20 protein-coding genes and 1 tRNA gene are annotated in these 23,228 nt (G+C 59.7%); 7 read left to right on the forward strand and 14 right to left on the reverse strand.

Annotated elements, in window-relative coordinates:
- Positions 1-2 precede the first annotated feature (2 nt).
- Complete coding sequence (locus IBT46_RS16660) at positions 3-1,019, forward strand: M48 family metallopeptidase (protein ID WP_200546577.1); 1,017 nt, start codon at positions 3-5, stop codon at positions 1,017-1,019.
- Positions 1,020-1,079: 60 nt separating this feature from the next.
- Here IBT46_RS16660 and IBT46_RS16665 read toward each other — a convergent pair whose 3' ends face one another.
- From IBT46_RS16665 to pepA, 3 genes are all read right to left on the reverse strand, one after another.
- Positions 1,080-3,935: a valine--tRNA ligase gene (locus IBT46_RS16665; RefSeq protein WP_200546578.1), complete on the reverse strand. Its 2,856-nt coding sequence runs from the start codon at positions 3,933-3,935 to the stop codon at positions 1,080-1,082.
- Positions 3,936-3,941: 6 nt separating this feature from the next.
- Entirely contained in the window at positions 3,942-4,400 is a 459-nt protein-coding gene (locus IBT46_RS16670; protein WP_105592979.1) for a DNA polymerase III subunit chi, read from the reverse strand.
- Between the two features lie 131 nt (positions 4,401-4,531).
- The gene (pepA, locus tag IBT46_RS16675; RefSeq protein WP_105592980.1) at positions 4,532-6,043 is read right to left on the reverse strand and encodes a leucyl aminopeptidase; all 1,512 of its coding nucleotides are present in this window, start codon (positions 6,041-6,043) and stop codon (positions 4,532-4,534) included.
- Between the two features lie 268 nt (positions 6,044-6,311).
- On the opposite strand from pepA, the gene lptF reads away from it, so the two are divergent.
- Positions 6,312-7,412 carry an LPS export ABC transporter permease LptF gene (gene lptF / locus IBT46_RS16680; protein WP_200546579.1) on the forward strand — a complete coding sequence of 367 codons (1,101 nt, stop codon included), beginning with the start codon at positions 6,312-6,314 and terminating at the stop codon, positions 7,410-7,412.
- The gene (gene lptG, locus IBT46_RS16685; protein WP_200546580.1) at positions 7,412-8,488 is read left to right on the forward strand and encodes an LPS export ABC transporter permease LptG; all 1,077 of its coding nucleotides are present in this window, start codon (positions 7,412-7,414) and stop codon (positions 8,486-8,488) included. The genes lptF and lptG overlap by 1 nt, the downstream gene beginning before the upstream one ends.
- A 139-nt stretch (positions 8,489-8,627) precedes the next feature.
- Here the strand turns inward: lptG and IBT46_RS16690 are convergent, their stop codons facing one another.
- From IBT46_RS16690 to IBT46_RS16720, 7 genes are read right to left on the reverse strand one after another with little or no spacing between them, the layout of a single operon-like run.
- Complete coding sequence (locus IBT46_RS16690) at positions 8,628-9,641, reverse strand: Gfo/Idh/MocA family protein (RefSeq protein WP_200546581.1); 1,014 nt, start codon at positions 9,639-9,641, stop codon at positions 8,628-8,630.
- Positions 9,638-10,525 carry a sugar phosphate isomerase/epimerase gene (locus IBT46_RS16695; protein WP_200546582.1) on the reverse strand — a complete coding sequence of 296 codons (888 nt, stop codon included), beginning with the start codon at positions 10,523-10,525 and terminating at the stop codon, positions 9,638-9,640. Before IBT46_RS16695 ends, IBT46_RS16690 begins: the two co-directional genes overlap by 4 nt.
- 17 nt (positions 10,526-10,542) lie before the next feature.
- Complete coding sequence (locus IBT46_RS16700; protein ID WP_200546583.1) at positions 10,543-11,373, reverse strand: carbohydrate ABC transporter permease; 831 nt, start codon at positions 11,371-11,373, stop codon at positions 10,543-10,545.
- On the reverse strand, positions 11,373-12,290 hold the full coding sequence (locus IBT46_RS16705) for a carbohydrate ABC transporter permease (RefSeq protein WP_200546584.1): 918 nt from the start codon (positions 12,288-12,290) through the stop codon (positions 11,373-11,375). Before IBT46_RS16705 ends, IBT46_RS16700 begins: the two co-directional genes overlap by 1 nt.
- Positions 12,291-12,322: 32 nt before the next feature.
- The gene (locus IBT46_RS16710) at positions 12,323-13,537 is read right to left on the reverse strand and encodes an ABC transporter substrate-binding protein (RefSeq protein WP_200546585.1); all 1,215 of its coding nucleotides are present in this window, start codon (positions 13,535-13,537) and stop codon (positions 12,323-12,325) included.
- Positions 13,538-13,596: 59 nt separating this feature from the next.
- Entirely contained in the window at positions 13,597-14,550 is a 954-nt protein-coding gene (locus tag IBT46_RS16715; protein WP_200546586.1) for an alpha/beta hydrolase, read from the reverse strand.
- Positions 14,547-15,266, reverse strand: a complete 720-nt coding sequence (locus IBT46_RS16720; RefSeq protein ID WP_105592988.1) for a GntR family transcriptional regulator — start codon at positions 15,264-15,266, stop codon at positions 14,547-14,549. Before IBT46_RS16720 ends, IBT46_RS16715 begins: the two co-directional genes overlap by 4 nt.
- Positions 15,267-15,459: 193 nt before the next feature.
- Here IBT46_RS16720 and IBT46_RS16725 point away from each other — a divergent pair, with 193 nt between their 5' ends.
- Positions 15,460-16,620 (forward strand): ABC transporter ATP-binding protein, encoded by a 1,161-nt coding sequence (locus IBT46_RS16725; protein ID WP_105593113.1) that lies wholly within the window; start codon positions 15,460-15,462, stop codon positions 16,618-16,620.
- A gap of 10 nt (positions 16,621-16,630) precedes the next feature.
- Here IBT46_RS16725 and IBT46_RS16730 read toward each other — a convergent pair whose 3' ends face one another.
- On the reverse strand, positions 16,631-17,908 hold the full coding sequence (locus tag IBT46_RS16730; protein ID WP_200546587.1) for a DUF445 domain-containing protein: 1,278 nt from the start codon (positions 17,906-17,908) through the stop codon (positions 16,631-16,633).
- A gap of 7 nt (positions 17,909-17,915) precedes the next feature.
- Positions 17,916-19,418, reverse strand: coding sequence for a helicase HerA-like C-terminal domain-containing protein (locus tag IBT46_RS16735; protein WP_200546588.1), 1,503 nt, complete (start codon positions 19,416-19,418; stop codon positions 17,916-17,918).
- A 234-nt stretch (positions 19,419-19,652) separates the two neighbouring features.
- Between IBT46_RS16735 and IBT46_RS16740 the strand changes: the two genes are divergently transcribed.
- Positions 19,653-20,432 (forward strand): acetoin reductase, encoded by a 780-nt coding sequence (locus IBT46_RS16740; RefSeq protein WP_105592991.1) that lies wholly within the window; start codon positions 19,653-19,655, stop codon positions 20,430-20,432.
- Between the two features lie 98 nt (positions 20,433-20,530).
- Positions 20,531-21,151 (forward strand): LysE family translocator, encoded by a 621-nt coding sequence (locus IBT46_RS16745; RefSeq protein ID WP_105593114.1) that lies wholly within the window; start codon positions 20,531-20,533, stop codon positions 21,149-21,151.
- A 33-nt stretch (positions 21,152-21,184) separates the two neighbouring features.
- Here IBT46_RS16745 and IBT46_RS16750 read toward each other — a convergent pair whose 3' ends face one another.
- Together IBT46_RS16750 and IBT46_RS16755 are read right to left on the reverse strand one after the other, a co-directional pair.
- Positions 21,185-21,991 carry an alpha/beta hydrolase gene (locus IBT46_RS16750; RefSeq protein ID WP_200546589.1) on the reverse strand — a complete coding sequence of 269 codons (807 nt, stop codon included), beginning with the start codon at positions 21,989-21,991 and terminating at the stop codon, positions 21,185-21,187.
- A 171-nt stretch (positions 21,992-22,162) separates the two neighbouring features.
- Positions 22,163-22,678: a DUF2501 domain-containing protein gene (locus IBT46_RS16755; protein ID WP_200546590.1), complete on the reverse strand. Its 516-nt coding sequence runs from the start codon at positions 22,676-22,678 to the stop codon at positions 22,163-22,165.
- A gap of 363 nt (positions 22,679-23,041) precedes the next feature.
- Here IBT46_RS16755 and IBT46_RS16760 point away from each other — a divergent pair.
- Positions 23,042-23,126 (forward strand) — tRNA-Leu (locus tag IBT46_RS16760).
- Positions 23,127-23,228: the final 102 nt, after the last annotated feature.

Raw genomic sequence — 23,228 nt, forward strand, 5'->3', positions numbered from 1 at the left:
TTTTGCAGCTTAACGGCTACTATCAATCTCCCGGACGGGCAGCTCGCGAGGCTGCCCGTCTCACGTTGCATGAGCGGCACCTGGTACTGGACTGCAACGGGCAGCAGCAGATTACGTTACTCAATGCGATAACGGTATCCGATGCGCTGGGGACTATCCCGCTGACACTGAGCTTTGCCGACGGTGGGCGCTTTGTGCCGGATGACGATGCCGCATTCCGTCAGTGGTGGCAGCAGCGCCACCGTCCGGGGCTGGTTCATCGTCTGGAGCGGCATCGTCGGGGCGTTGGGCTGACCCTGCTGGCGACGCTGGCCGCTATCGCTCTGTATGTCTGGGTCATCCTGCCTGCCGCCAGCAGCGCGCTGGCTTCAAATATGCCGGCTTACGTGGAGCGGCAGGTGGGGCAGCAAACTCTGACGCTGTTGCAGAGCAGCGGCTTTAGCGACGGCAAACTGACGCCGGAGCAGCAGCAGCGCATGGATCGTCTGTTTAGCCGTGTTATTCCCGGTGAGATGAAGCAGGACGCGGTGCCGCTGCGGTTGAAGGTTATGCATTTCGACGGCGGCGCGAACGCCTTTATGCTGGCGGACGGCACGCTGGTGGTCAGTGACGATCTGGTGCGCATGGCGAAAAGCGACGATGCGCTGGCGGCGGTGATGCTGCATGAGATTGGCCATCATCATTACCGCCACCCGATGCGGATGCTGGTGCGTTCGTCGCTGATATCGCTGAGCTATATGTGGCTGACCGGTGACGTCAGCGGCATTGGTGATACGCTGTTACAGTCGGCTGCTTTCGTGCATCAGATGCAGTTTTCGCGCGGCATGGAGCGGGAAGCGGATGCGTATGCGATTGCGCAGATGAAGGCGCAGGGGCGGTCGCTGTCGGCGATGGCGGAAATTTACGGTCAGCTTCAGCAGTCGGGCGAGAAGGAGAGTCGCGGGCTGAGTTTACCAGAATGGATGAGCACTCACCCGGATATGCCGGAGCGAATTAAGGTGATTCGGGCGGCGGAATAGGGCAAAAAAAACCGCCATCAACAGACGGCGGTTTTTCATCATCAGACTCGCTGAGAAAACTTACAGTGCGGCAATCACGCCCTGCTGCTCAATCAGCTTGATCTTAGCCTGCTCGAAGTCAGCCAGACGTTCGCGCTCCTTAGCGACAACCGCTTCCGGCGCACGGGCAACAAAACCTTCGTTACCCAGCTTGGCGGTAATCTTCTCCATCTCAACGTCAATCTTGCCCACTTCCTTCGCCAGACGCTCCAACTCGGCGTTTTTATCCACCAGCTCGGCCATCGGGATCAGCAGCTCGGCACCGTCAACCAGCTTGGTCACCGACACCGGACCTTTATCACCGGCGGCCAGCAGCTCCAGCTTATCCAGACGCGCCAGCGTCTTCAGGAAGTTGTGGTTTTCAGTCACGCGGCGAGCCGCATCATCGCTGGCACCGCGCAGCAGCACATCCAGCGGCTTGGCCGGAGAGATGTTCATCTCGTTGCGAATATTACGCACCGCGACAATCGCCTGCTTCAGCCACTCGGTATCCGCCATCGCCACCTGATCCACGCGAGCTGCATCAAACTCCGGCATCGGCTGCAGCATAATGGTGTCGTCGCTGATGTTCTTCAGCACTTTCACGCGCTGCCAGATGGTTTCGGTAATGAATGGAATAATCGGATGCGCCAGGCGCAGCAGGGCTTCCAGCACCGTTACCAGCGTATTACGCGTGCCGCGCAGCTGGGCTTCAGTACCGCCGTTCATCACCGGCTTAGCCAGCTCCAGATACCAGTCGCAGAACTGGTTCCAGGTGAACTCGTACAGAATACCGGCAGCGATATCAAAGCGATAGCTGTCCAGCGCGTCACGGTAGGCTTTCACCGTCTGGTTAAACTCAGCCAATATCCAGCGATCCGCCAGCGACAGCTCCAGTTCGCCACCGTTGAAGCCACAGTCGTGCTCCTCGGTGTTCATCAGTACAAAGCGGCTGGCGTTCCACAGCTTGTTACAGAAGTTGCGGTAGCCTTCCAGGCGCTTCATATCCCAGTTGATGTCGCGACCGGTCGAGGCCAGCGCCGCCAGGGTAAAGCGCAGGGCATCGGTGCCGTGTGGCTCAATACCGTTCGGGAACTGCTTCTCGGTGCGCTTGCGAATTTTCTCCGCCAGCTGCGGCTGCATCATATTGCCGGTACGTTTTTCCAGCAGATCTTCCAGCGAAATACCGTCAACCATATCCAACGGATCGATAACGTTACCCTTCGACTTGGACATCTTCTGCCCTTCGTCGTCGCGGATCAGGCCGGTCATATACACGGTTTTGAACGGAACCTGCGGCTTGCCGTCTTCGTCTTTGATGAAGTGCATGGTCAGCATGATCATGCGCGCAATCCAGAAGAAGATAATGTCGAAGCCGCTGACCAGCACGCTGGTCGGGTGGAAGGTGCGCAGCGCTTCGGTATTCTCCGGCCAGCCGAGGGTGGAGAAGGTCCACAGACCGGAAGAGAACCAGGTATCCAGTACGTCTTCGTCCTGGGTCAGCACCACGTCGTCGGCGATATTGTTTTCCGCACGCGCTTCCGCTTCGTTACGTGCCACATAGACGTTGCCTTCAGCGTCGTACCAGGCCGGAATGCGGTGACCCCACCACAGCTGACGGGAGATGCACCAGTCCTGGATATCACGCATCCACGAGAAGTACATGTTTTCATACTGCTTAGGTACGAACTGGATATCGCCGTTTTCTACCGCTTCTACCGCGACTTTCGCCAGCGGTGCGGTACGCACGTACCACTGGTCGGTCAGCATTGGCTCGATGACCACGCCGCCGCGATCGCCGTAAGGTACGGTCAGATCGTGAGGTTTGATTTCATCCAGCAGGCCCAGCTCGTCCATGGCGGCCACAATGGCTTTACGCGCGGCAAAGCGCTCCAGCTTCTGGAACGCCAGCGGGATCTCTGTGCCGTGGTCGTCGCACTCTTCGCCGTTGGTATCAAACACCTGAGCGGATTCGCGGATATCACCGTCGAAGGTCAGGATGTTGATCATCGGCAACTTGTGGCGGCGGCCCACTTCGTAGTCGTTAAAGTCGTGCGCCGGGGTGATCTTCACGCAGCCGGTGCCTTTTTCCATATCGGCGTGTTCATCGCCAACGATGGGAATACGGCGGTTAACCAGCGGCAGCACCAGGAACTTGCCGATCAGATCTTTATAGCGCGGATCTTCCGGGTTCACGGCCACGCCGGTATCACCGAGCACGGTTTCCGGGCGGGTGGTAGCGACGACCAGATAGTCTTTACCGTCGGCGGTTTTCACCCCGTCGGCCAGCGGGTAGCGCAGGTGCCACATTGACCCTTTGGATTCGCGGTTCTCCACTTCCAGATCGGAGATGGCGGTACGCAGTTTAGGATCCCAGTTGACCAGGCGTTTGCCGCGATAGATCAGGTTCTCTTTATGCAGGCGCACAAATACTTCTTTCACCGCATTGGACAGGCCTTCATCCATGGTGAAGCGCTCGCGCTCCCAGTCAACCGAGTTGCCGAGGCGGCGCATCTGGCGGGTGATGGTGCCGCCGGACTCTTCCTTCCACTGCCAGATTTTTTCGATAAACGCGTCGCGGCCGTAGTCCTGACGGGTTTTGCCTTCTTCGGCAGCGATTTTGCGCTCAACCACCATCTGGGTAGCGATACCGGCATGGTCGGTCCCCGCCTGCCACAGGGTGTTTTTCCCCTGCATACGCTGGTAGCGGATCATGGTGTCCATAATGGTCTGCTGGAAGGCGTGACCCATATGCAAGCTACCGGTGACGTTCGGCGGCGGGATCATGATGCAGAAGCTTTCCTGGCTGGTATCGCCATTTGGTTTGAAGTAGCCCTGCTTTTCCCAGTGCTCGTAAAGCGGCTGCTCGATATCTTGCGGGTTATATGTCTTTTCCATGTTCTGCTATGTCGTTGGTGGCAAGGGCGGCGTTGCCGTATTCAAGTGGAATCCAACGCTGCGATACACTTTGTAGCGATCGCGCGCCAGCTGTTTCAAAGATTCTTCATAGGGTACGAAGTCTATCACTTCATAGAAAGCGGTGGCAAAATCTGCAAACTGCGGCAGCAGGCTGATCAACAGATCGCGCGGTGCATTGCCGCGGCGCTGCGGCCAGGCCAGCTCGACCGGCGCACCGTATTTCGGGCCTTCACCGGCCAGATTATGCGGCACAAAGGCGCTGGCGGGGCGTTGCCACAGGGCCTCGTCCAGCCGGATAGCCTGCGCTTCGTCTTCACAGGCTATCAGCACGCGTTTGCCGTCACGCCAGCGGGCCTCCGCCAGATCGCAGACCAGCGCTTCCTGCGCGCTCAGCCCGCCGACCGGCGTATCGGTTTCCAGCAGATAGAACGTTGCGTTTTTCATGCATCAGGCCTGGTTGGAGAAAAAACAGCAACGGCGGATGGGAGTCCGCCATTGCAGGGTTATGTCATCAGCCGCGGGCGAAGTGTGTCTCCGCCCCGGCGGGAAGCCGTATCGCTTACCGCTCGATGCTGTTAATCGTCGCCGTTCAGACCGGCGCGGTTAAGCAGGAACTGAGACAGCAGCGCGACAGGGCGACCGGTTGCACCTTTTGCCTTACCGGAGCGCCATGCGGTTCCGGCAACGTCGAGGTGCGCCCAGTTGTACTTACGGGCAAAGCGCGCCAGGAAGCAGGCGGCGGTAATCGCTCCGCCTGGACGGCCCCCAATGTTTGCCATGTCGGCAAAGTTGGAGTCCAGCTGCTCCTGATACTCGTCGGCCATCGGCAGACGCCACGCGCGGTCACCGGCCTGTTCAGACGCGCTGATCAGCTCGTGCGCCAGCGGATTGTGGTTCGACAGCAGGCCGCTGATATGGTGGCCCAGCGCAATGACGCAGGCCCCGGTCAGCGTCGCCACGTCGATCACCACTTCCGGCTCGAAGCGCTCAACGTAGGTCAGCGCATCGCACAGTACCAGACGGCCTTCGGCATCGGTATTCAGCACTTCTACCGTCTGGCCGGACATGGTGGTCAGCACGTCGCCCGGACGATAGGCGCGGCCACCGGGCATGTTTTCACAGCCCGCCAGCACACCCACCACGTTCAGCGGCAGGTTCAGCTCGGCAACCATGCGCATCACGCCGTACACCGAGGCCGCGCCGCACATATCGTACTTCATTTCATCCATCGCTTCGCCCGGCTTCAGCGAGATGCCGCCGGTATCGAAGGTCACGCCTTTACCGACCAGCACGATCGGGCGCGCTTCCGCATCCGGGTTGCCTTTGTACTCGATAACCGACATCAGCGATTCATTCTGCGACCCGGCACCGACGGCAAGGTAGGCATTCATCCCCAGCTCTTTCATCTGCTGTTCGCCGATGACGCGGGTGGTGATGTTTTTGCTGTAGGCATCCGCCAGCTGACGCGCCTGCGAGGCGAGGTAAGCCGCGTTACAGATATTCGGTGGCATATTGCCGAGGTCTTTCGCCGCCTTCACGCCGGCAGCAACCGCCAGACCGTGCTGGATTGCGCGCTCGCCGCTGGTCAGCTCGCGGCGGGTTGGCACATTGAACACCAGCTTGCGCAGCGGGCGACGCGGTTCAACCTTATTGCTTTTCAGCTGATCGAAGCTGTAGAGCGTCTCTTTCGAGGTTTCAACCGCCTGGCGCACTTTCCAGTAGGTGTTGCGCCCTTTAACATGCAGTTCGGTGAGGAAGCAAACGGCTTCCATTGAACCGGTGTCGTTCAGGGTGTTGATGGTTTTCTGAATGACCTGCTTGTACTGGCGCTCGTCGAGCTCCCGCTCTTTGCCGCAGCCAATAAGCAAAATACGCTCAGAGAGAATGTTTGGCACATGGTGCAGCAGCAATGTCTGCCCCACTTTCCCTTCCAGTTCACCACGGCGCAGCAGGGCGCTGATGTAGCCATCGCTGATTTTATCCAGCTGTTCAGCAATCGGTGACAGCCGGCGCGGTTCAAATACGCCCACCACAATACAGGCACTGCGCTGTTTTTCCGGGCTACCGCTTTTTACACTGAACTCCATGCACTCTCCTGAATCTTAAAGACAACGGCGCTTGCTGCGGCTAGTATATGTCGCTTGCGTAACGAAATGTGCCGTTGCGTAAACGTCGTTTAGTCACGAACGTCAGATTGAGTTTCGGTGATAATTTTATGTTTTTTCATCACCAGAACGCGATTTATTGCCATACTATTTTAGCTATGACAGGGCCATTGATGAGAAAAAATGGCGTATAAGCGATGAAACTAGCGATTTTCCTGCAAAAAGACAAGTTTTCACAGGCGTATTCAGCGTGATCATCATTAGATATCTGGTTCGGGAAATGCTTAAAAGCCAGCTGGCTATCCTGTTCATCCTGCTGCTGATCTTCTTTTGCCAGAAGTTAGTCAGGATTTTAGGAGCCGCGGTTGATGGTGAAATCCCAACAAACTTAGTACTGACATTATTGGGCCTTGGCGTGCCGGAAATGGCACAACTTATCCTGCCACTGAGCCTGTTTTTAGCCATTTTGATGACGCTTGGCCGGTTATACACCGAGAGTGAAATCACCGTGATGCACGCCTGCGGTTTGGGCAAAAATGTGCTGGTCAAAGCGGCGATGGTGCTGATGCTGTTTACTGCGCTACTGGCGGCGGTAAACGTCGGCTGGCTTGGCCCCTGGTCATCGCGCCATCAGAGCGAAGTGATGCAGAACGCCAAGGCCAACCCCGGTGCGGCAGCCCTGGCGGCGGGGCAGTTCCAGCAGTCCTCCGACGGCCAGTCGGTGCTGTTTATTGAAAACGTGAAAGGCAACAGCTTTGACAGCGTTTTCCTCGCGCAGCTGCGGCCGAAAGGCAATGCCCGCCCGTCGGTGGTGGTGGCCGATCACGGTCATATGAATCAGCGCGCGGACGGCTCCCAGGTGGTGACGCTGGATAACGGTACTCGCTTCGAGGGCACCGCCATGCTGCGTGATTTCCGCATTACCGATTTCAAAAACTATCAGGCCATCGTCGGCCATCAGACGGTCACGCTGGACCCGAACGATTCGGAACAGGCGTCGCTGGCAGCCCTGTGGCAGTCGGATAAAGCCGATTTCCGCAGCGAGCTGCACTGGCGCCTGACGCTGATCTTCTCGGTGCTGGTGATGGCGCTGATGGTGGTGCCGCTTAGCGTGGTCAACCCGCGTCAGGGGCGCGTGCTGTCGATGCTGCCCGCCATGCTGCTGTATCTGGTGTTCTTCCTGCTGCAAAGCTCACTGCGCTCCAGCGGTGGTAAAGGCCGTATCGATCCGGCTGTCTGGATGTGGGCGGTCAACCTTGGCTATCTGGGGTTAGCGGTACTGCTGAATATGTGGGATACGGTGCCGATGCGTCGTCTGCGCGCGCGGTTCAACAAGAGAGGCACAGTCTGATGTTTGGCGTTCTTGACCGCTATATCGGTAAAACGATATTCAACACCATCATGGCGACGCTGTTTATGCTGGTGTCGCTCTCCGGCATCATCAAGTTTGTCGATCAGCTGCGCAAAACCGGGCAGGGCGAATACACCGCCGCCGGGGCCTGGCTGTACACCGTGCTCAGCGTGCCGAAAGATATCGAAATCTTCTTCCCGATGGCGGCGCTGCTTGGCGCGCTGCTGGGCCTGGGTACGCTGGCCCAGCGCAGCGAGCTGGTGGTGATGCAGGCATCCGGCTTTACCCGCCTGCAAATTGCCGCTTCGGTCATGAAAACGGCGATTCCGCTGGTGCTGCTGACTATGGCCATCGGTGAATTTGTTGCGCCGCAGGGCGAGCAGATGGCGCGTAACTACCGTGCTCAGCAACTGGTGGGCGGCTCCCTGCTCTCCACGCAGGGCGGGCTCTGGGCGAAAGACGGCGATAACTTTACTTTTATCGAGCGTATTCGCGATGATAACCAGCTGGCCGGGATCAGTATTTACAGCTTTAACCACGATCGTCGGCTACAGTCGGTGCGCTATGCGGCCTCGGCGAAATACAACGCCGAGAAAAAGGTGTGGGAGCTGGCGCAGGTTGACCAGTCGGACCTGACCGATCCGGAACAGGTGAAGGGCAGCCAGACGCTGAGCGGCGAGTGGAAAACCTCGCTGACGCCGGACAAGCTGGGCGTGGTGGCGCTGGACCCGGAAGCGCTGTCGATCCGTGGCCTGTATAACTACACCAAATACCTTGAGCAGAGCGGGCAGACGCCCGGCCGCTATCAGCTGAATATGTGGAGTAAAATCTTCCAGCCGCTGTCGGTGGCGGTGATGATGCTGATGGCGCTGTCGTTTATCTTTGGCCCGCTGCGCAGCGTGTCGATGGGCTTCCGCGTGGTGGTGGGGATCAGCTTCGGCTTCCTGTTCTACGTGCTGGACCAGATTTTTGGTCCGTTAAGCCTGGTTTACCATATTCCGCCGCTGCTGGGCGCGCTGCTGCCAAGTGCCGCGTTCTTTGCGGTCAGCGTGTATCTGCTGCTGAAGCGGCGATAGTGCTGGCGTAGATATTGCGTGACAAAGAAGGGCCGGTATTTCCGGCCCTTCTCGTTTAATGACTGTTCCAGCTCTAGCTCCAGCTCCAGCTTCCGGTCTCAGCCCCAGCCCCAGCCCCGGCCATTTGTCTCAGCCCCCACTATCTCTGCCGCAGCTGCTGATTAATCGCCGCGATCATCCGCTCCAGATTCTGCATTGCGCGCACGCCGTCCTCAATGGTCGGTGCCTGGCTGCTCTCGCCCTTCATCCCGCGGAACACATCGCGCAGCAGCGCGTGGTAACCCTTATGATCCTCATTCGCGGCGGCGGTAAAGTTCGGCGTCCAGCACAGGGTATCGCTGGCGTTATCCAGCCGCGCCAGCTCATCCTCGGCCTTAAACGGCGGGTCGCGGTGCCAGGCGACGTTAATCACGTTATCCACCTCAATCCGCTGGTGGTTACCCATCACGGTGATGTTCTCCATCGGCGTGCCGCGCGACTGCACGGTGCCCATCACCAGCGTACCGATCGCGCCGTTGGCAAAGGCCATATTCAGATGCGCCAGCAGATGGCCGGGGCGATGCTCCAGCGCTCTTGCCTGCAAATCAACGATTTCCGCGCCGACCAGCCACGGCATCAGATCCATATAATGCACGCAGTGATGCAGGTAGAAACTGGTGTAGTCCACCGCACCGGTAAAGTAGCCCGGCGCGGTCATATAGTTGCCCTGGAAGCCGAGCACATCGCCGAAGTCGCCGCTGCGCAGTACGTTTCCGGCAATCTTGTTGCCAGTAGAATAGCGCTTCATAAAGCCGACGTAAGCCGCCACGCCGGTACTGCGGGAGGCAGCGGCAATCGCCTGCGCGCCCTCGGCGCTGCCGCCCGGCGGCTTCTCAATAAACACCGGCAGCCCGCGCTTCAGCGCCGCAATGGCAAACTCCTCATGCTGCTGCGGCCCCACCGCCATGCCGATAGCATCCAGCCCCGGGTGCGCCAGCAGCTGTTGAAAATCGCTGTAAACCGCCGAGACGCCGTAGTGCCGGGCCACGTCCTGCGCGGCCTGTGGATTCAGGTCGCAGACCGCGCCCAGAGTCACGTTGTTCGGTGCCAGCTGCGGCAGCAGCATCTGCGTTGCGTGTCGGCCGCAGCCGACCCAGCCAATGGTTAAACTCATCCGGCCACTCCTGCAAAGGTTAAAGAGGATTTCACCAGCGCCAGCCCGGCGCGTAATTTTTCTGATTCATCTTCATGCGGCGCGCGCCAGTGGGCGATCGGCAGACCGACCCGCCAGTCGTCGCGGCGGAACGGCTCCAGCGACACCGGGCCGCGATAGTCGACATCGTGCAGAGCGCGCATCACTTCGGCCCAGTTGACGTGCCCGGTTCCGGGGAAGCCGCGATGATTTTCATTGGCCTGGAAGTGGACGATGCGCGAACCGGCGGCGCGGATCGCCCCCGGCAGGCTGCTCTCTTCCATATTCATATGGAAGGTATCCAGCAGCAGCCCCAGCGCCGGATGGTCAACGGCGTCCACCACTTCAATCCCCTGTGCCACGGAGCAGACGATATCGGTTTCAAAGCGGTTCAGCGGCTCCAGCGCCAGCGCTACGCCGCCGTCGGCGGCCTGCGGGGCTACCTGGCGCAGGGCGCTGACGGTGGCCTCAAGGCGGCGGGCAATCTGCGCATCATCGGCCGGGGTGGGCGCCCGCCCGGCGAACACCAGCGGTTCACCGTACAGCGGGCCGCCAACGATGGTCGCCCCCAGCTGCGCGGCGCTGTCGATGCAGTAGCGCAGGTAGTCGATACCGCCCTGGCGCGCGGCGGCGTTTTCACTGGCGATGCTGCGCTGCATATTGACCCTGGCCGCCAGCACCACGCCCAGCCCGCTGTCGGCCAGCGCCTGGCGCACCTCGTGCAGATTAAGCTGGTCTTCCGGCTCGGGAACCAGCAGCTCGATAAAATCGAAGCCCAGCTCGCGGATATGGCTGAACAGCGACAGATCCTTGCTTAAAAACGGACGAACAAACTGCATTGAAATAATGCCAACCGGGTTATTCATTACATCCTCCTGCGCCGTCAGCCTTTGACTGCGCCTTGTGTCATGCCACTGATTAAACGTTTTTGTACGATAAGGAACAGCACGGTGGCGGGCAGGGCGCCGATAATGCCGCCTGCGCTGAGCAGTCCCCATTCGATCTGGTATTCGCCAATCAGCTTCTGAATGGCGACGGTAATGGTTTTGACGTTGCGCCCGCCGAGGGTCAGGGCATAGAGATACTCGTTCCAGGCGGTGATAAAGATGTAGATACCGGTGGCGACCACGCCCGGCGTGCAGAGCGGCAGCACCACTTTCCACATCGCCTGCAGGCGGCTACAGCCGTCGGTCATCGCCGCTTCATCCACCGATTTCGGAATGCCGTTGATGTAGCTGGTCATCATCCAGATAGAGAACGGGATGGCGACGGTGGAGTTGGCGATAATCAGCCCCAGATGCGAGTCCAGCAGGCCGATCTGCTTCATCAGCACAAACAGCGGCAGGATCAGCAGCACTACCGGAAACATATTGATCACCAGGAACTGCATCAGCAGCACCCGCTTGCCGCGAAAGTTAAAGCGCGAGAAGGCATACGCCGCCGGGATGCTCAGCAGCAGGCCGAGCACCACGGTGCCGCCCGCCACGATGGCGCTGTGCATCATGTTTTCCAGAAAACCGACGCGGGCAAACAGGTTAGTGAAGTTCTCAAACGTCGGATGGCTGATGCCCGGCCCGGTGGTAAACAGCCGCTCTTTCGGCGTGATGGCGGTGAAAAACATCCAGATATAGGGGCCGAGCGTGAAGGCGAGGATCGCCAGCATCGGTAGATGTATTGTCAGCAGACGCCTGGGCAGAGATTTGTTAATCACCATTATGCAACCCTCCGCATGGTGCGGCGCAGGTAGATCACTACCAGAACCAGCAGCATCAGGGTGAAGCTGACCGCCAGCGCCGAGCCGTAGCCGAAGTCCAGATTGGTGCGCGCTTTGATAAACGAATAGAGCGGCAGGGTATAGGTGGAATAGCCGGGGCCGCCGCCGGTCATCACGAAGATCACATCGATCGAGTTAGCCACCCAGATAATGCGCAGCAGTACGGCGGTCAGCAGCACGCCGGAGATCCCCGGCAGGGTGATGTGCCAGAACTGCTTCCAGCGCCCGGCCCCGTCCAGCGAAGCGGCTTCATAATAGCTCTGCGGAATCGACTGCAGCGCGGCGAGGATCATCACCGTGAAGAACGGGAATCCCTGCCAGGTCAGCGTCAGGATCACCGCATACAGCGCGGTATCCGGGTTCGACAGCCAGCCGATCGAAGTGGTGATCAGCTTCATTCGCAGCAGGAAGTCGTTCAGCACGCCGTAGTTCGGATCGTAGATCCACGCCCACATCAGCGCGATCACCACGCTGGGCAGCGCCCACGGAATGATGATCAGCGCGCGGGCCAGCGGCCGCCAGAAAAACTGCTGGTTAAGCAGCAGCGCGGTAACCAGCCCCAGCAGCAGCTGGGCGGGAATGGTCACGCCGATCCAGATTGCCGTGTGTTTCAGCGAGGTCCAGAACACCTCGTCGGCAAACATCTTGTACCAGTTATTCAACCCGCTGAACGTAAACGCCTTTGGCTTCCACAGCACGTAATCATGAAAGCTCATCCACGCGGCCTGCACCATCGGCAGGAAGACAATCGCCAGTGTCACCAGCACAGCGGGAGAGAGCAGCGCATAGGGCAGCACGCGCCTGGCCAGCCCGGTACGGCGCAGCCGGGGCGGGGCGAGAGAATTTTCCATCACCATAATCACACCTCAAAGTGGCAGTTCGGCCCTTGTTACTGTGGGCTGAACAGGGATTCGATTTTGCGGTTCATCTGCTCAACGGTGATCTGCCCCAGCATCGCCTGCTGCATATTGACCGGCCAGACGGTGTTGATGAAGTCAGAGAGCTGCGGCGTATTCGGGTAGTCGTGGGCGTCCGGCAGCGAGTTGACGGTGGCGTCGATAAAGCGCTGCGGGTGGGTTTTCCACGTTTTGGTGTCGCTTTTGGTCACCGGCAGCTGCCCGGTGGCGCGGTTAAACTGCGCGTTGTTTTCGTGGCTGGAGAGGAAGGCGATCCACTTCCACGTCGCCTCTTTGTCGGCGGCGGTAGCGAAGATGGCGTTAGATTCCACGGCGATCGGTGCCCAGCGTTTTTCATTACACGCCGGCAGCGGCACGGCGGAGACTTTATCGCCCAGCACTGCCACCAGATCGTTGGCCGAGCCGATATGGTGGATGGTCATTGCGGTTTTGCCCGCTTTAAACGCGCCGATAATGTCCTTAAAGCCGTCGGTGGTGGCGGAAGGCGGGAACTCACCGGCCTTGTAGGCATCGACAATGCGCTGGCTGGCCTGTAGCACGGCCGGTTTGGTCAGCCCGCCCTTGCTGAATTCACCGCCGGCGGGCATCACCAGCGGTGCCCACATATCCTGGCCGCCGACGCCGCCGCGGAATCCAAAGCCGTAAATATCGGTTTTGCCGTCGCCGTTCGTGTCCTGAGTTAATTTCTTTATATCGGCGTAAAACTCATCGCAGGTTTTTGGCGGCGTCAGTCCGGCCTTCTCGAAATAGTCGGTGCGGTAATAGAGGTAGGAGACGATATATTGCACCGGCAGGTAATACTGTTTATCCATACCGCCACGGGCGATATCCACCGTATTTTCCAGCAGGTCGCCTTTGCCGGACCATTTATTGATGTAGTCATCCAGCGGTTCCAGGGCTTCCATCTCGTGCAGGCGCGGCAGGGCGAAGCTTTTCACCATCGCGGCATCCGGTGCGTTGCCGCCCACCAGTGAGGTATAAAGATTATCGTAATAGCTGTTCCACGGAATATTCTCCGCGTCGATCTTAATTCCCGGGTTGGCTTTTTCGAATTTGCTAATTAAATCCGACATGGTGTTGTCGGCATTATCCAGGTGATACCAGTAGTGGACGGTAGCGGCCTGGCTGGCGGTGGCCGACAGGCAAAGGGAGGCCGCTAACGTCAGCGATGACATTACTCGTTTCATTTCTTGTGCTCCTGATTATTTTATAAGTTTGCAGGATAGCTGTAGGGTTCAGTCGCGATTTATCGCGTCAGGTGATGCCAGGCATGGGCCGCCTCCTTGTGTGCCGTCACTGCCGCAGGCAGGCGCAGGGTCATCTGCATAAAACCGTGGACCACGCCGGGGACGATGCTCAGGCGATCGTCGCGGCCCAACGCGTGCAGGCGGGCGGCGAACAGCTCGCTGTCGCTGCACAGCGGATCGATTTCTGCCGCATTCAGCCACAGCGGCGGCAGCGCCTTCAGCGCCGCATCGCTGGCGTACAGCGGGGCAATCAGCGGCTGCTGGCGCGCCACCGTATCCGGTTGATACCAGTGCCAGTAGCGCTGCATTTTTTCCCGGGTCAGCCCCGGGCCGCTGGCGAACTGCTGGTAAGAGGCGGTGGTAAAATCCGCGCCGTACACGCCGTAAAACAGCAGGCCGCAGCAGGGGCGAACGGCGTCTTCCGGCAGGGAGAGCATCAGCGCCACGGCCAGATTGGCTCCGGCGCTGTCTCCGGCCAGCCCCAGGCTCTGGCGGTCCAGATGCGGGAACAGCTTGCCGCTGCTGAGCTGCTGCCACAGGCGCTGCGTGTCCTCCAGCCCGGCGGGATAAGGGTGTTCCGGGGCCAGGCGATAATCAAACAACAGCACCGGCACACCGCTTTCGGCGGCCAGTACCCGCGCGCTGCGCTGGTGGCTGGCGGCGCTGCAAAACGCCCAGCCGCCGCCGTGAACGTAGACGATCGCGCCCGGCCCGGCGTTTTCCGGGGTGTACAGCGTCCCGGTTATCGTCGGCTGCCCGGCTTCCTGCAGCGTAAACGGCGTCACCTGCGCCATCGGCGGCAGCTGCTGATTCCAGCGCCGGTTGCCGCGCTCCGCCTGCGCCCGGCCCTCGGCGGGGGAGAGCGTGGTCGGGTCCGGCAGCCCGGCGTCTTCCTGCTGGAGTTCTCGCAGCAGCGCGGTCATTTCCACCGAAGGTACACCGCTCAGGCTCATAGCATTTTCCCCGCGTCCGGCTGGGTCAGGTCCGGCCCGAAATCAACGGCGGTGCGGATATGGTGCGACAGGCAGGCGACCAGCGCCGCGCTGTCTCCGCCGTCGATAGCCTCGATCAGCAGATGATGACGCTCGGCGCTGTCCAGCAGCCGCGAGGTGTCGCCGCCGCCGCAGTGCAGAATTTTATACCGGTGGTTGTGCACCAGGCAGCGCTTGAGGATCGGCTCCACGTTGGGCAGCTGCGCGCAGCTGTAGAGCCGCAGGTGGAACGCGCGGTCGTAGCAGGAGAGCAGATACTCATCCCCGGCGCGGGCGGCGGCGATCATCGCCTCGATATCCTTCAGCAGCAGGGTGCGCAGCTGGGCGCGGGCGTCCGCCGTCAGCTCCAGCACGCGCGATACGGCGCGGCACTCAATATCGTGGCGGATGTGGATCATTTCTATCGCTTCCTGTTCGGTGCAGGGCGAGATTTGTGTTCCCCGGTGCGGCTGACGATGAACCAGACCTTCCTGCTGGAGCGCCAGCAGCGCTTCGCGCACCGTGCTCTGGCTGTAGCCAAAGCGCTGCGCCAGATCCAGCTCCAGCACCACCGACATCGGCGGCAGGATGCCGAGTACGATCTGCTGCTGCAACAGCTCGAACAGCGCGCTGCTGCGGCGGCCGATATCGCTGATTTTTCCAGGAAGTGTGCTCAGGTTAAAAGTTTCAATCGCCATTTTTTATTAACACTTGTTTAACGTTATCGATAACGATATTTATACTTACGAACAAAAAACATGCAATGTACGGTTCTGAAAATGTGATCGACCCGGAAAAATAAAAATCGGGAGATGACTTACCTAAACTCTGCATGGTCGTCTGGAAGTCTGCGGTATCCCGGCCATGACCTGGAACGATGAGGCAACAACCATGGCAGTGATTTCACTGGAAAAAATTACCAAGCGTTACGAGCATATTCAGGCCATCCACGGTATCGATCTGCATATCGAAGACGGTGAATTCGTCGCCTTTGTCGGCCCGTCCGGCTGCGGCAAAAGCACCCTGCTGCGGATGATCGCCGGGCTGGAGGAGATCTCCGGCGGCCTGCTGCGCATCGGCGATGAGGTGGTGAACCACCTGGAACCGAGCGAAAGGGAGATAGCGATGGTGTTCCAGGACTACGCGCTCTATCCGCATATGACCATCGCGGAGAACATCGCTTTCGGCCTGAAAATGAAAAACAACGATCGCGAAGATACCCGTCAGCGGGTGGAAGAGATCGCCAAAATGCTGCAGCTGAGCCATCTGCTGGCGCGTAAACCCGGGCAGCTTTCCGGCGGCCAGCGGCAGCGAGTGGCGATGGGCAGGGCGATTATCCGCCGCCCGCGCGCCTTCCTGTTCGATGAGCCGCTTTCCAACCTGGACGCCAAGCTGCGCGTGGATATGCGTATTCAGATCAAGCGGCTGCACGCGCTGCTGAAAACCACCACCATCTACGTGACCCACGATCAGGTGGAGGCGATGACGCTGGCGGACCGGGTGGTGATCCTGCGCGAGGGGCGCATCGAACAGGTGGGCACGCCGATGGAGGTGTATAACCATCCGGTGAACAAGTTTGTCGCCGAGTTTATCGGATCGCCGCAGATGAACATGCTGGAGGTGGAAGTGCAGCAGCTGACCGGCGGGCCGGTGCTGAAGTTTGGCCGCTGTGAGATCCCGCTGCGCTCGGTTGAGGCGGAGCATGGCACCCGGCTGCTGATGGGCATTCGCCCGGAACATCTGGAGCCGCCGCGCTTTGGCGTACGCAGCGAGCGCATTCCGCTACCGGCGCTGGCCGATGTGATTGAGCCGCTGGGCTCGGATACCCTGGCGCTGTGCCGGGTTGAGGAGCAGGAGCTGACCGCGCGCCTGACGCCGGGGCGCGTCAGCCAGCCGGGGGATTTCGTCGAGCTGTCCATCGACCCCGCGCAGATCCACCTGTTTGACGATAACGGGGCGCTGGTGCCGTTTACCCACCTGGACGGCGGGCTGCATACCCCGTTCCTCTACAGCGCCGAGTACAGCCAGCAGCAGATTGCCCGGCACAGCTGAATGGCGCGGGCTAGATCAGCACAGGTAACAGCGACAGCAGATAGAGCAGCAGGCCGATCGCGCCGCCGACCAGCGTGCCGTTAATACGGATGCGCTGTAAATCGCGGCCGATATTCAGCTCCACCTGGTGCGACATATCGGCCGCGTCCCAGCTTTTGACCGTGTCGCTGATATGGCGGCTGAGGAAGTCGGAGAACTCCGGCGCTACGCCCGCCGCCGCCTCTTCCAGATGCTGGTTCAGGGAGCTGCGCAGGGTGGCATCCTGCATCAGGGTATCGCCAAACCACTGCCCGGCGGCGCTCACTTTCTCATGCAGGCGCGAGTCCTCCCGGCTGAGATCTTCCTTCAGCCAGCCGCGCAGATCGCCCCACAGCTGGGCGATATAGCCGTTCAGCGCCTCGTCCTCTTTCAGATAGCGCTTCACCTCTTCGGCCTTCTGCGCCATTTCCGGATCGGTTTTCAGCCGCACGATCAGCCGCTGCACCGCGCGGTTAAAGCCCTGGCGCAGCGCGTGGGTGGGATCGTTTTCGATCTCGTTGAGAATCGACTGCACCGCACTGGCCGCCAGATCGGCGCTCTTTTCCCCCAGCCACTCGCTGGGCAGCACTTTTTCCTTCAGCGGATGCTCGCGCTTCAGCCAGCGCACCACCTGCAGGGCGATAAATTCGTGGGTGCCGGGGCGGTTGATCAGCTGTAACACCTGGGCGAGGGCGTCATCCAGCAGCTGCTGGTGGCGGTTATTTTTGGTCAGGCTTTCCAGGATTAGCGCCGATGACTGGCTGAGATCCACCTTGTCGATCGCCTTGTGGATCGCCTGGCGCATAAACTGCTGAATGCGCCGATCGTCGGCCAGATCGAGGAAGCCGCGCACCAGCTTGAGCAGATAGCCGCTGAGCCGCGCGGCGTTTTCCGCTTTACTCAGCCATTCGGCGACGATCCGTGCCGGATCGTGGCGGCGGATCAGCTCCAGCAGCGAACCGGTGTTGAGGAATTTATCCTGCACGAACAGCGCAAGATTATCGGCAATGCGATCCTTGTTGCGCGGAATGATCGCCGTGTGGCGTCCGACCAGCGGGATCGGCACCCGGCGAAACAGCGCGCTGACCGCGAACCAGTCCGCCAGCGCGCCCACCATCGACGCCTCGGCCACCGCCTTCAGCCCGCTAATCCACAGGTTCGATGGGTAGTACAGCGGCCAGATTAGCGTGGCGATAAACAGCAGCGCCGCGCCCCCCAGTAACAGCAGCGGCAGGCGCTTTGCCTGCCTCAGTTCACGTTCTTTATCCATAAGCTCCTTACTTCTTCCTGCCACCCATAATACTGCCCAGCACGCCGCGAATAATCTGGTTAGTGATCTGCCGTGCGGCGCTTTTCGCCACGCTCTGTACCACGCCGTCGCGCTTGCCGCCGCGCGGCCCGGTGCTGCCGAACAGAATATCCTTCAGCCCGCCGAGAATACCGTCATCCACCGCCACGCTGTTGCCTTTGGCCGGTGGGGCGCTCGCCCGATCGCTGGCCTCCTGCGCGCCCTGCTGCAGTTTTTCCCACGCGGATTCTCGATCCAGCACTTCATCATACTTGCCGGAGAGCGGCGAGTGATTGATCAGACCGTTGCGTTCATCGTCGGTGACCGGACCCATCCGCGATCCGGGGGCAATCACCATCGCACGCTGCACCATCGACGGGCTGCCTTTCTCATCAAGGAATGAGATCAGCGCTTCGCCGGTGCCCAGCTCCTGAATGGCGGTGACGGTATCGAAGGCGGGATTGGCGCGCATGGTGTCCGCCGCGGCCTTAACCGCTTTCTGATCCTTCGGCGTAAAGGCGCGCAGGGCGTGCTGCACGCGGTTACCGAGCTGGCCGAGCACCATGTCGGGGATGTCCGCCGGGTTCTGCGATACAAACCAGACGCCGACACCCTTCGAGCGGATCAGGCGGATCACCTGCTCAATTTTATCCAGCAGCACCTGGGGCGCGTCGCTGAACAGCAGGTGCGCCTCATCGAAGAAGAACACCAGCTTCGGCTTATCGAGATCGCCCGCTTCCGGCAGCTGCTCGTAAAGCTCAGACAGCAGCCACAGCAGGGTGGTGGCGTACAGCTTGGGCATCTGATAGAGCTTTTCAGCGGCTAAAATATTGATGATGCCGCGCCCGGCATCGTCGGTGCGCATCCAGTCGCGGATATCCAGCATCGGCTCGCCGAAGAAGTATTCCGCCCCCTGCTGCTCCAGCGCCAGCAGCCCGCGCTGGATGGCCCCGACAGAGGCGCTGTTAATATTGCCGTACTGGCTCTGGAAGGCTTTGGCGTTCTCGCCGATGTACTGGGTCATCGCCCGCAGATCTTTAAAATCGAGCAGCAGCAGCCCCTGATCATCGGCCACGCGGAAGATGATTTGCAGCACGCCGCTCTGCACCTCGTTGAGGTTCAGCAGGCGCGCCAGCAGCAGCGGGCCGAGATCGCTGACCGTAGCCCGCACCGGATGGCCGCGCTCGCCGAAGATATCCCACAGCACCGCCGGATTGCTCTGCGGTTCCCAGTCGGTGACGCCGATTTTAGCCAGCCGCGCGCTGAGCTTTTCCGAGCTGACGCCTTCTTTCGCTACCCCGGTCAGGTCGCCCTTCACGTCCGCTAAAAACACCGGTACGCCGATGGCGGAGAAGCTTTCGGCAATTTTTTGCAGCGTGACGGTTTTCCCGGTGCCGGTTGCGCCGGTGATCAGCCCGTGGCGGTTGGCAAAGGCGGGCAGCAGATGCAGCAGTTGTTCAGGGGTTCGGGCAATCAGCAGCGGCTCGGTCATAGTCAGGTATCCATCTGGTTGAAAGGCGGGTGATTATCCTTCAAGCATAGCAGGCAGCCCCCGGCAGGAGTAAAGCAAGTCCGTGCAGACGTTTTCACTGCCGCAACACGCGTAGACTTATGTAAATCCAGATTATCAATCGTAATGCATCCAATAGCACAAATTACCATAGGCATAAAATGATAAGCGGACTAATGATTGGGGCTGGTTTATTCATCTGATAAGGGTAACGCTATGTCAATTAATGGAAAAGTGGTCCTGGTAACCGGCGCGGGTCAGGGGATTGGTCGTGGAATTGCATTACGACTGGCACGCGACGGGGCAGATATTGCACTGGTAGACCTGAACGACGACAAAATTAAGCTGGTGGCCGAAGAGGTGAAAGCGCTGGGCCGCCGTGCGATTACCATCAAAGCCGATATCAGCGTGCGCGAAGAAGTGTTCGCGGCGGTGAATGAGGCGGAAAAACAGCTCGGCGGCTTTGACGTGATCGTCAATAACGCCGGGATCAGCCAGACCAAAAACCTGCTCTCAGTCACCCAGCAGGAAGTGGAAAAAATCTTCCAGATCAACGTGCAGGGCACGCTGTGGGGCATCCAGGCGGCGGCCAGTAAGTTTAAGGAGCGCAAACAGAAGGGCAAGATTATCAACGCCTCTTCCATTGCCGGTCATGAAGGCTTTGCGCTGCTCGGCATCTATTCCGCCACCAAATTCAGCGTGCGCGCGCTGACCCAGGCGGCGGCGAAAGAGCTGGCGGCGTTCGGCATCACCGTTAACGCCTACTGCCCGGGCGTGGTCGGCACCGATATGTGGGTGGAAATCGACAAACGCATGTCCGAAGAGACCGGCGCGCCGCTGGGTGCCACTTACGATAAATACGTTTCCGGCATCGCCCTTGGCCGCGCTGAAACCCCGGACGACGTGGCGGCGTTTGTCTCCTACCTGGCAGGCCCGGATTCTGACTACATGACCGGCCAGGCACCGCTGATCGACGGCGGTCTGGTATTCCGTTAATCCTTCCTTAACCGTCGGCAACTTTATCTTTGCGATGGGGTTGCCAGCCGTCCGCCTCTCTCAGTAAGTTAGAAGGCTAACTATGAGGGAGGTGAGTGATGGATGCAGCGGTATTATCGGTAGTCTCAATTGGTGCAGCGCTTGGGCTGGGTGCGATGAGCCCCGGCCCGAGCTTTATTCTGGTGGCGCGGACCGCCGTGGCGTCATCGCGCCGTGCGGGCATTGGTGCCGCGTTAGGGATGGGAGCAGGAAGCTTCCTGTTTGCCATTATCGCTCTTGCCGGGCTGCACACGCTGTTGAGCGCCGTGCCGACTCTGTGGCTGGTGCTGAAAACCGCCGGTGGTCTCTACCTGCTGTGGATGGCGTATAAAATGTTCCGCGGCGCACGTCAGCCCCTGGCGCTGGATCTGCCGGGCAGCAACGGTAAAACCGCCCGCCGGGCCTTCCTCACCGCGCTGACCACTCAGCTGAGCAACCCCAAAACCGCCGTGGTATTCAGCGGCGTGTTTGCCGCACTGCTGCCGCAGCAAGTTTCCCTCAGCATGTATCTGGCGATCCCGCTGGTGGCGATGATGGTCGACGGGCTATGGTATCTGTTCGTGGCCTTCGCGCTGTCTTCTCGCGGCCCGCGTAATACCTATCTGCGCTTTAAAGCCCCGCTCGACCGCCTGGGCGGTGGGGTGATGGCGCTGCTCGGTATCCGACTGATTGTGAAGTGATGGATAGCGGGGAGCAATCCTCCCCGCTGTGATTCAGCCCAGCGCGCGCACGATAAATCCGCTGACGCGGCGCAGCACTTCATCCCGGTTGGTCTCATTAAAAATCTCATGCTGCGCGCCGCTGTACAGCTCGCGGTCAAAATCACTGCCGCGCAGCTTATTCAGCGTCTGCTGGCTCTCATTCGGCAGCACCAGCTTATCCCCCTCGCCGTGCAGCCACAGCGTTGGCAGACTGCCGAAGCCCGGCCCGTGGTGGATGGTGCTCAGCATGTCGCACATCGCCCCCAGCGTGGCACGCTTAAACGGCCCGTGCCACACCAGCGGATCGGCCTGATATTTCGCGCCGACCTCGGGATCGCGCGACAGGGTGCGGATATCCAGCGGCGTATCGGGAATGTCTGCCAGCCCGAACATATCGCTAATCTGCGTGTGCTCGCCCAGCAGCGGGCCGGAGAGCACCAGCGCGCGCACCTCATCGGCGAAGCGCTGTACGTAACGGGTGGCGATCATCCCGCCCATCGAGTGGCCGATAATCACCAGCGGCAGATCGGGGAACTGCTGACGCACCGAGGCCACCGCCAGGTGCACATCGTCCACCACCGCGTCGTAATCCTCAATCAGCACGCGCTCGCCCTGCGACAGCCCGTGGCCGAGATGATCCGGGCCGAACACATAGCCGCCCAGCTGATTCAGTTTCTCCGCAACGTGATGATAGCGGGCCAGATGCTCGCCGTAGCCGTGAACCAGCAGCACCAGAAAACGCGGCTGCGGTACCGGCCAGTGATGCAGCGCGATATCGCCCAGATGACCAGAGATATGACTTAATCGATAATCAGACATAACGGTAGCCTTATTATTTTAGGTAGGGGGGATCATCCTGACGACTGTCGATGCGGCTGTCTTTGACTATTAATGCCGGATGCGATCCGCAGCCATAAAAAAGGGCCGCATCGCGCAGCCCTAAAAAGTGCGGGGAGGGGACAGCCTCACCGCCATAATAAGCGTGGTTCATTAAGAGAGAAACTTCCACCCCTGCTTTAAAACTAAATCGCAGGCCTTGGTTTTCACCTGCTTGCCGAGCTGCGTTTCGCCCAGCGATTTTAGGTTCACCTGCTGGTTGTTGCCGGTGTTCAGCAGGCCCAGCAGACCCTGCTGATAGTCGGTGGACTGCTGCTGCTTCTGCGTATCCTGCAGGCCCAGCTTGCCGAGCAGCTGTTCCTTCATGGAGGAGACGTTGTTATCCACCAGATTGTTCTTCATGCAGTACTGCAACACACCGGCGGCGTTGGTCATGGTGCCTGCGCTCAGCGACTGGCTGCCGCCGTTCAGCAGCCCGGCCAGCGCCCCCAGCGAGGTTCCGTTCTGCGCGGTGGTATCTTTAGCGGTGCCGCTGCCGCTCTCTGAACTTTGCCCCAGCGCATTGGCGGCAGAACTTAACTGATCCTGCCAGCTGGTGGCACCGGCTGCTGCGGAGAAAAGGGCGCCGGAAAGGGAAAGCGCCATTACCAGGTGGGTAACTTTCATCATGATTGTGCCTTGTTAACGTTCTGTCATCTCACTGGCCGCATGCAAATAGCCGTGCGGTAATTGACTGTTCCGACTGCCAAAACGCGGCCGAGTTCCGTCAGCGCAACGGCAGCCGCAGTTAATGGTTAAGGATTGGGAGTAATCTGGGGTGGGTGAGGGGGATTCAGGATAGAGGATGATTAACCGCTGAACGATTGAGGCCTGATATGGCGGGGGATGCCTGCACGCCGGGGACGATTAAATCGGGAATTCTCCCCGGGCTTCGCTGGATTTTTCAGCACTTGGTAACGAAGGGTAAGGAATTGAGTTGCGTAAACAGGGGGTAACGGTATAATCGCCAACGTTTTCCGCATACCCTTCAGTGCCGAAGTGGCGAAATCGGTAGACGCAGTTGATTCAAAATCAACCGCCGCGAGGCGTGCCGGTTCGATTCCGGCCTTCGGCACCATAGATTGAGTATGAAAATTAAAGCTACCGTGAGGTGGCTTTTTTTTTGGGTGTGACCCGTCCTGAATAGCGTTGACACGTTCCCGACTTAAATACGGAGAAC

Origin of the sequence: Erwinia sp. S38 (genome assembly GCF_016624545.1) — a bacterium.
Classification (GTDB): Bacteria; Pseudomonadota; Gammaproteobacteria; order Enterobacterales; family Enterobacteriaceae; genus Erwinia; species Erwinia coffeiphila.